6 protein-coding genes are annotated in these 7345 nt (G+C 66.5%); 1 reads left to right on the top strand and 5 read right to left on the bottom strand.

Features of this window, described 5'->3' with window-relative positions:
• Positions 1-475 precede the first annotated feature (475 nt).
• Together ABH936_RS12190 and ABH936_RS12185 are read right to left on the bottom strand one after the other, a co-directional pair.
• Positions 476-1228: a hypothetical protein gene (locus ABH936_RS12190; RefSeq protein ID WP_404603367.1), complete on the bottom strand. Its 753-nt coding sequence runs from the start codon at positions 1226-1228 to the stop codon at positions 476-478.
• A 14-nt stretch (positions 1229-1242) separates the two neighbouring features.
• On the bottom strand, positions 1243-1656 hold the full coding sequence (locus tag ABH936_RS12185; RefSeq protein ID WP_165584750.1) for a toll/interleukin-1 receptor domain-containing protein: 414 nt from the start codon (positions 1654-1656) through the stop codon (positions 1243-1245).
• Between the two features lie 122 nt (positions 1657-1778).
• Between ABH936_RS12185 and ABH936_RS12180 the strand changes: the two genes are divergently transcribed.
• Positions 1779-2372 carry a recombinase family protein gene (locus ABH936_RS12180; RefSeq protein WP_404603366.1) on the top strand — a complete coding sequence of 198 codons (594 nt, stop codon included), beginning with the start codon at positions 1779-1781 and terminating at the stop codon, positions 2370-2372.
• Positions 2373-3405: 1033 nt separating this feature from the next.
• On the opposite strand, the gene ABH936_RS12175 is transcribed toward ABH936_RS12180, so the two are convergent.
• From ABH936_RS12175 to ABH936_RS12165, 3 genes are read right to left on the bottom strand one after another with little or no spacing between them, the layout of a single operon-like run.
• Positions 3406-4392 (bottom strand): IS481 family transposase, encoded by a 987-nt coding sequence (locus tag ABH936_RS12175; RefSeq protein WP_404603365.1) that lies wholly within the window; start codon positions 4390-4392, stop codon positions 3406-3408.
• Positions 4389-5633 carry an MFS transporter gene (locus tag ABH936_RS12170; RefSeq protein WP_404603364.1) on the bottom strand — a complete coding sequence of 415 codons (1245 nt, stop codon included), beginning with the start codon at positions 5631-5633 and terminating at the stop codon, positions 4389-4391. Before ABH936_RS12170 ends, ABH936_RS12175 begins: the two co-directional genes overlap by 4 nt.
• A complete protein-coding gene (locus tag ABH936_RS12165; protein ID WP_404603363.1) occupies positions 5630-7282 on the bottom strand; it encodes an ABC-F family ATP-binding cassette domain-containing protein in 1653 nt (550 codons plus the stop codon). The genes ABH936_RS12170 and ABH936_RS12165 overlap by 4 nt, the downstream gene beginning before the upstream one ends.
• Between the last annotated feature and the right edge of the window lie 63 nt (positions 7283-7345).

Here is a 7345-nt window from a genome sequence, read left to right as displayed (position 1 = left end):
ACCATGGATCCACCAGTACAACCACCACCGGCCCCACTCAGCCATCGGCAGAGTCGCGCCCATCACCCGGTTGGACAACCTGGCTGGTCATCACATCTAGACATGGAGTCACACGCTGCGGGTCAGACGGCGGGCACGGCCGCGTCTTCTCGCTCGGCCAGCGGCTCAATCCACAGGCAGTTGCCGTCGGCGAGACCGATTCCCTTCTCGCCGACGAGACATCCGCCCGCTCCCGGTGTGATAGCCCGGACTGAATGAGGTGCTGCCCCGGGCGCTCGCTCGCAGCCTCACGGGCAACAGGGTCCAAGAAGCTAGCGGACCGACCACCCCTTCGAAGGCCTCACTTTCCACGACGTGCCCGCCATCGGCCACCTCGACAGTGCACTGCGCACCGTCTGGCGTTGCATCTCGACGGTTGGATGCGGCATCGAGGCGTCCTCAAGCCCACTCATAACCTCTCAGGAGGACCGCATCCTCACTCGGCTGACGATAACGCTGACGGCATGGGCTCAGCGATAACGGCTGAGATCTCACGCCATTGGTCGTAGAGGCCAGCCGCATCCACTAGCGCTGTGAATCCAGCGCGCGCCGGACGAAGGGAACGACGGAGGGCGGTGCTCATCGCCTCGGGCACTCGCATGGCGTCGAGGAGTCCCTGGAGCGAAGCAGCTTCTTCTGTAACTGAACCGCTTTTCTCGAGTGCTACCTGAATCTCATGAGAGAACTCATCACCCATTCCCGCGTATGCGGCCGCCATGGCTGCACTACGAAGTGCGACGTCCGCGCTTTCCATAGCGTCTCTAAACGCGCCCGCCTTAGCGTTGATCTTCTTGGAGATTGGATCTACCTGCCGACTCAAGATGACGGCATCCCTTGACGCAAATCCAGCGCTAGGAGTGGCATTCTCGAATAGCTGGCCGAGCGACGTGATCAATTCCCCGATTTCGGCGCCGAGCCGCGCAACGTCTTCACAGGCGGCGGCGAAGCATTCCTGCGCCTCAATCAGGCCCGGCTCATCGCCTTCCCTGCTTTCCTCCTCTTCTCCGTCACCGCTGTACGGTGGCGCAGAACCCGAAAGCCCCTTGGCAGCCGCGCCGCTGCCCTTCTCAAGCTCCGCTACCTCTCTGCCTGCCGTTTCCAACTCCGCTTCACGGACTGCATCATCAAGCCGTGCACAAGCCGTTCTTATTGCCGCCTTGAAGGCTGGTGACTGTGTACCGTTTATCAAAGCTTCGTCAAGATCTACGGCTTGGTGGTCGGCGGCGTATGCCGCAATCTCATCCGACTCCCCGAGTCGGCGCAGTGGCGGGATACCGTATGGGCCACGGGTATCAGAAGTTTAGAGACGTCCATAGCTGCCGCCGCCTGACGGAACTCGATGAACTCGTCACGACAGTTCTGGCTGGTCACATAGTTTCCAGACACGCATGCGAGAAATACCATGCATTCGCCCACGCCCTCGCGGAGCTTTTCACGCCAGTTGTCACCCAGAGCGATGTCGTCGCGGTCCAGGAAGACGCGGAGCGTCCGCCCTGTTGTCGCATGGAAGCGCGATTCGAGCATCTGCTTCATGGGCTTTGCGAAACCAAGAGCTTCGTCATCCACGCGCGCGTACGACAGAAACACCTTGGTGGGGAGATCGGCTGATAGATCCATCTAAGCTCCTAGGGGCAACACGACGTCGTCCTCCGTCGCACCCACAGGATATGACCAAATCGATCGATTCTGGCGCGACAGAACCTCGACGACCGGCGGGTGCGGGTTCCTGCGGGACGCAGGTGGACAGAAACCCCCGCGAAACTGACAGCACCGGGACCCCCGTTTTTGTCGGGTACGCCCGGGTGTCTACCGGGGGGCAGTTCGTTGATCGCCAGATCGATGCTCTACGCGACGCAGGGTGCCAGCGGGTCTTCGTCGATCATGGGGTCACCGGCGCGCGAATGGACCGCCCCGAACTGCAAGCCGCCCTCGAATGGATGCGCCCGGGCGATGTCCTCACGATCCTGAGTCTCGACCGGCTCGGCCGCAACGTCCGCGGCGTCCTCGAACTCGTCGACGACCTCGAGCGTCGGGGGGTGGGTCTTCGTGTCCTGCAGCTTGGCCTCGACACATCCACGCCGAGTGGCAGGTTGGTGCTAACCGTACTGTTGGCCGTGGCGCAACTCGAGCGTGACCATCTATCCGAGCGCACGCGCGACGGGCTTGCCGCCGCCCGCCGCCGTGGCCGGGTCGGCGGGCGCCCTCGAGCGCTCTCGGAGAATCAGATCCGCGCTGTGTGTGCGATGCGTGCCGATGGTGCCTCGATTGCGGAATGCGCCGAGGCGTTTGAGGTCTCTGCGCGCACCATCACCCGCGCTACCGCCCCACGATGAGAGCGTCCGCCAGGCTGGGGCAACCTGAACGCTGCGCACTGGTGACCAACTGACGTAGCTGGCCACCAGTGCGAGAGGGTCATTCGCCACGATGTGAGCGCCTGCAGTCAGGGCACCGGCATCCGTCACGCCACCCCCGCCAAGTCCCGTGCTCGACGGACTCAGACCTCCCTCACATCAGCGCAGCGTCGACAGCGCCCGCGAAGCGAGGGTCTTCAAGGCGCCGCTTCGCCAGACCCTGAGACGTCACCCCGGCGAAGGCCAGCGCCTCTGAGAACGGCATGCCCGCCGCGAAGGCAGCCAGGAGCCGAGGGCCCCGCGTGTCCCAGTAGGCCGACCGCGTGCGGGCGAGACGCTGCCGCGAATCGTCGACATGGGCCTGCCTGCAGGAAGCGCACGTGCAGCCGCCGCGGTAGCGGGAGGCCGTCCCATGGCGTGCCGTGCGATGGCCGCGGGCACCCGACGCCACTGCGACGTCGTGCAACTCCTTGCACTTCCAGGGGCCGGGGCCCACGTGGCCCCGGGCAATCCAGAAGGCGAAGGTCATGGGCGTGATGCCGACACAGCGGGCGGCACTGCGCTGAGAGTGATGGGTGGTCGCAGTGCACGGGACATCAGAGGTGAGCGGGAACATGAGGGGTCCTTACCGTAGTAGGTGTCGCGGAACCGGTTGGTGCTGCGACCTACTAGCGCGACGGATCCACTAATTCCGCTCGCAGGAACTCCGCGTGATCCACGGAAGCTGTTGGTGTCGAGGGCAATTCAGGAGGGCGCGCGCCCCTTCACCGCCACAATTCAATGGATGGGGGTCATCCATTGAGGAGTCACAGGCGATCAAATCGGCGGGTAAAAGCCTCGACGATGTCCGGGCGCCCGCCCAACCGAGGGTCCCGCAGCGACAGGGACAGAGAGGCGATCGTGTGCTTTCGTAGCGCCCGTCGGGCGTGATCAAGGGAATCGTCGAGGGCGCGGTCGATGAAGCAACTCGTGGCGAGGTCGCTGTGGTGATACAGGCCGGGGGCGGGGGCCGCATCTAGCTGTACTGACCGGGGACGTTGATCAATCGTGAGAAGGGCGGCTGGTTCCCGCAAGCCGTGTGCGGGCGGTGCTGGTTGTAGTGATGCAGCCAGGCATCGAGGGCGTCTCGGCGTTCCTGCTCACTGGTGTAGCAGCGGGCGTAAGCCCATCCGTCGGCCAGCGTGCGATGAAAGCGTTCGACCTTGCCGTTGGTCTGCGGGCGGTATGGGCGCGTGAACTTCGGACGGATCGACAGTGCTTCGCAGGTGTCACGCCACAGGTACGACCGGTAGGCGCCGCCGTTGTCGGACAGGACTCGCTCGATGGTGACGCCGCGGTCGGCGAACCAGTCGACGGCCCGGTGCAGGACGCCGGCGGCGGTGGCGGCGGTCTCGTCGTCGTGGACTTCGGTGTAGGCGACGCGGGAGTGGTCGTCGATGACGGTGTGGACGAAGGCGTACCCGAGTTTCGGGTTGCGCCACTTGCTGCGGGGCTTGTCCGGGGTCGCGGCGCGGTTCTTCTCGCCCTGGCGGCGGCCGACGTAGCGCCAACCACCGCCATCAGGGATGTTGCCGAGCTTCTTCACGTCCACGTGGACGAGCGCGCCGGGGTGGTCATGTTCGTATCGCCGGATCGGTTCTCCGGTCGCACGGTCCACATAGGAGAGACGATTCAGGCGCCCGGCGACGAGGATTCGGTGCACGGTCGATGGCGCGATCCGCAGGCGGGCAGCCAGCTGGGTAGGACCTTCCCGTAACCGCATTCGCAGGCTGATGCATCGCTTCGTCGTCGCTTTGCTCGTCTTGTGCGGCGAGGATTTCGGACGCGAGGAACGGTCTTCCATCGGTTCGCCTGCACGGTAGCGATCAACCCACCGCTTGACGGTGGGCCAGGAGACCTGGAAGCGGGCGGCGACTTCACTGATGGGCCAACCATCGTCGACGACGAGCTTGGCGACCTTGAGCCGATGGCGAGGTGTCAGGGCTGCGTTGGCGTGCATCACTGGCCTCCTGACTCGACGGGCGTCGTCTCCGGCGTTCGGAGTTGCCCCAGGACGGCAAGGAGGATCGCCGTGGCGAGCGGCACGAGGCCGGCGACGATGAACAAGCTGCCGGTGTTGAGGTGTCGGCTGAGTAGTCCGGTGAGGGCGATGGACAGGGGCATGAAGGCGATGGAGATGAAGAAGTCGAGGCTGGCGATCCGGCCGAGCATCTCCAGCGGGACGTGTTCCTGCAGGACTGTGCCCCAGATGACCATTCCGATCCCGATGCACGCTCCGTAGAGCGCCAATCCGGCGCCGATGGCCCAGGGATTGCTGGTGATCGCGGGAACTGCCAGTGGCAGGCAGCCGAGTGTCCAGGCACCGACCATCGCGGGCAGGAAGCGTGAGGGGGTGGGCCACGAGCCGGCGAGGAGGGAACCCGCCAGGCCGCCGATGCCCAGAGCTGCGATGACCGTTCCGTACACAGCGGCACCGTTGTCGTGGCCTGAGCGGAGGAGGGCGGGCAGAAGGACTTCCAGCGGGCCGGTCACGACCAGGCCCATGGCGGCCGCGAACAGGACGCTGGAGCGGACCCAGCGCGTGCGCGCTACGTAACCGAACCCGTCGAGCAGGTCCCGCAGTGGCGAGGGGGCCGGAGCCTCGGCTTCGGACTCGGCCGGACTGGCCGCCGGAAGGCGCAGGGCGGCGATGAGAGCGATCCCCAGCGCCCCGGCGATGAGGTACCCGCCCGCGGCGGGCAGGCTCGCGCCGATGACGGCCCCGACTGCGGCGGGGGCCAGGCTCTGTCCGACCAGCGGTCGGATGGCGCCTTCGAGCCCGTTGACGGCCATCAGGTCGTCGCTGCCCACGAGGACGGGGACGAGCGCGGTGTAGGCCGGGAAGAAGAAGGCGGTCGAGGCCCCGATGATGAACGCGGACACCGCCAGTATCCAGAAGGTGACCATGCCGACGATCGCGGCGGTGGAAGTCGCTGTTGCAACGGCGAGGTTGAGCGTGAGGACGGCAACGATGACGGACTTCTTGGAGATCCGGTCGGCAAGTACCCCGGCAGGCAGAGACCCGGCGAGCAGACCGGTGCCGCTCCACGCCACGACACCCGACAAGGTGGCCGGCGTTGCGCCCAGGTCTAGGGTCTGCACGGCCAGGTAGAGGGCCCAGGCACCCTGGGCGAAGACGGTCAGCACCATCGCAGTGAACAGCCAGCGGTAGGTGGGAAGGGTCAAAGGGCGAAGCGGGTTCATGCCAGGTCCTTGGGGTCGAGGCTCAGGTGGGGCCAGTCGGCGAGGTCGGCGAGCATCTGCCGGTCGTGCGTGGCGACGATCACGGCACAGGAAGTCCGCACGAGCTCGGTGGTGATGTCGTCGACGAGGCTCGACGACAGATGGTTGGTGGGTTCGTCCAGGAGCAGCAGGTCCGGGTCCATCGCCAGGCACATGGCCAGATGAAGGCGGCGTTGCTGCCCTTGCGACAGACGCCCCACGGGGGTGCGGGTTGCCGCAGGCTCGAGCAGCCCGAGCGATCCGAGGGACGGTGCCTGTGACCGGCGGCCCTGCGTGGCCAGGTACGTCTCGAAAACCACGTGGGCGGGGCGGGCGTCGTCCCAGTCCGGGACCTGCTGCGACAACAGGGCGACGCGCGCCCCCGGGTTCACCCTCAGCTGCCCCGCACTCGGGTCCAGCCGCCGACCGAGCAGCCCCAGTAGCGTGGACTTCCCCGCGCCGTTCGGCCCGGTGACCAGCAACCGGTCTCCACCACTGATGTCCACGGACACCGGCACGGCCAAGCGGTCCATCACGGTGACCATGGCGGCGGTCACGATGCTCTTACCAGGGCGGGCCGACGATACGGGCCAGCCCAACCGCAGTGGCGGCGTCGGCACGTCGATCTCATGACGCTCCAGATCCTCGACGCGGCGGTTGAACGCCTGGACCACCCCGGCAGCGCGGGTGGCGCGTTGATGCTTGCCCGTGCCCTTGTCAGGTCGCCATCCGCCCTGTGACAGGCGGGAGCGCGCTTCGGCTGCAGCGCGCGTCAATTCTTGGTGCTGGGCGACCTGGTCAGCGTGGTCCTGCTCCCAGGCGGCTCGTTCTCGTAGCCGCCCTTCGCTCCATCCCTGATAGCCGCCCGAGTACACGCGGGGGCGGCCGTCGCGTGTCGGGTCGAGATCCAGGAAGCTGGTCGCCACGTCCCGCAACAGGGCGCGGTCATGGCTGACCAGGGCAAGGCCACCTGGGTGCTCGCGCAGGCGGTCGGTCAGGAACGACAGGCCTGCACCGTCGAGGTGGTTGGTGGGTTCGTCCAACAGAAGCAGGTCTGGGGCCGAGCCGAGTGCCACGGCCAGGCGGACCCGGTACCGCTGGCCGACCGACAAGGTCGACAGGAGGCGACCGCGGTCGCCGCATGCGTCCAGACCGGCCAGCGCGATGTCCACACGGCGTTCGGCATCCCACGCATCCAAGAGCGTGGCTGTCTCCAGCGCGGCCGAGTACGCGTCGGCCGCGTCTTCTCCTGCCCCCAGCGCCGCGCTTGCGACGTCGAGGGCCTGCAGGGCGGCCCTGGATGGGGCCGTCGCCTCGGCGACGAGGTCGCCGACCGTTTGGTCGCCCTCGGTGGGCATGTCCTGCTTGACCAGGACGAGGGAACCCGCTCGGGTCACCACGCCTGAGTCGGGCGTCACGACTCCGGCCAGCACGTGGAGCAAGGTCGTCTTGCCCCGGCCGTTGTCTCCCACGATCGCCAGGCGTGAGCCGGCAGAGACCGTGACGTCCACCCCGTTCAGGACATGTCTGTCACCGAGGGTGACGTTGATGGATTCAGCGCGGAGGTGTGCGGCAGCGCCCTGAGGCGTTCCATTCCAAACACACGACCGCGACGATTGCGTCGTTGGCATTGCGTACTCTCAGCTCGTCAAGGAGCCGGGCAACGCAAAGCGGCCGCCCGGCAGATGGCCAGG

Origin of the sequence: Dermacoccus sp. GAS27A, assembly GCF_044909235.1 — a bacterium.
Taxonomy (GTDB): domain Bacteria; phylum Actinomycetota; class Actinomycetes; order Actinomycetales; family Dermatophilaceae; genus Dermacoccus; species Dermacoccus nishinomiyaensis.
Note: the sequence above shows the minus strand (reverse complement) of the source record. Positions and strands in the feature narration are given on the sequence as shown.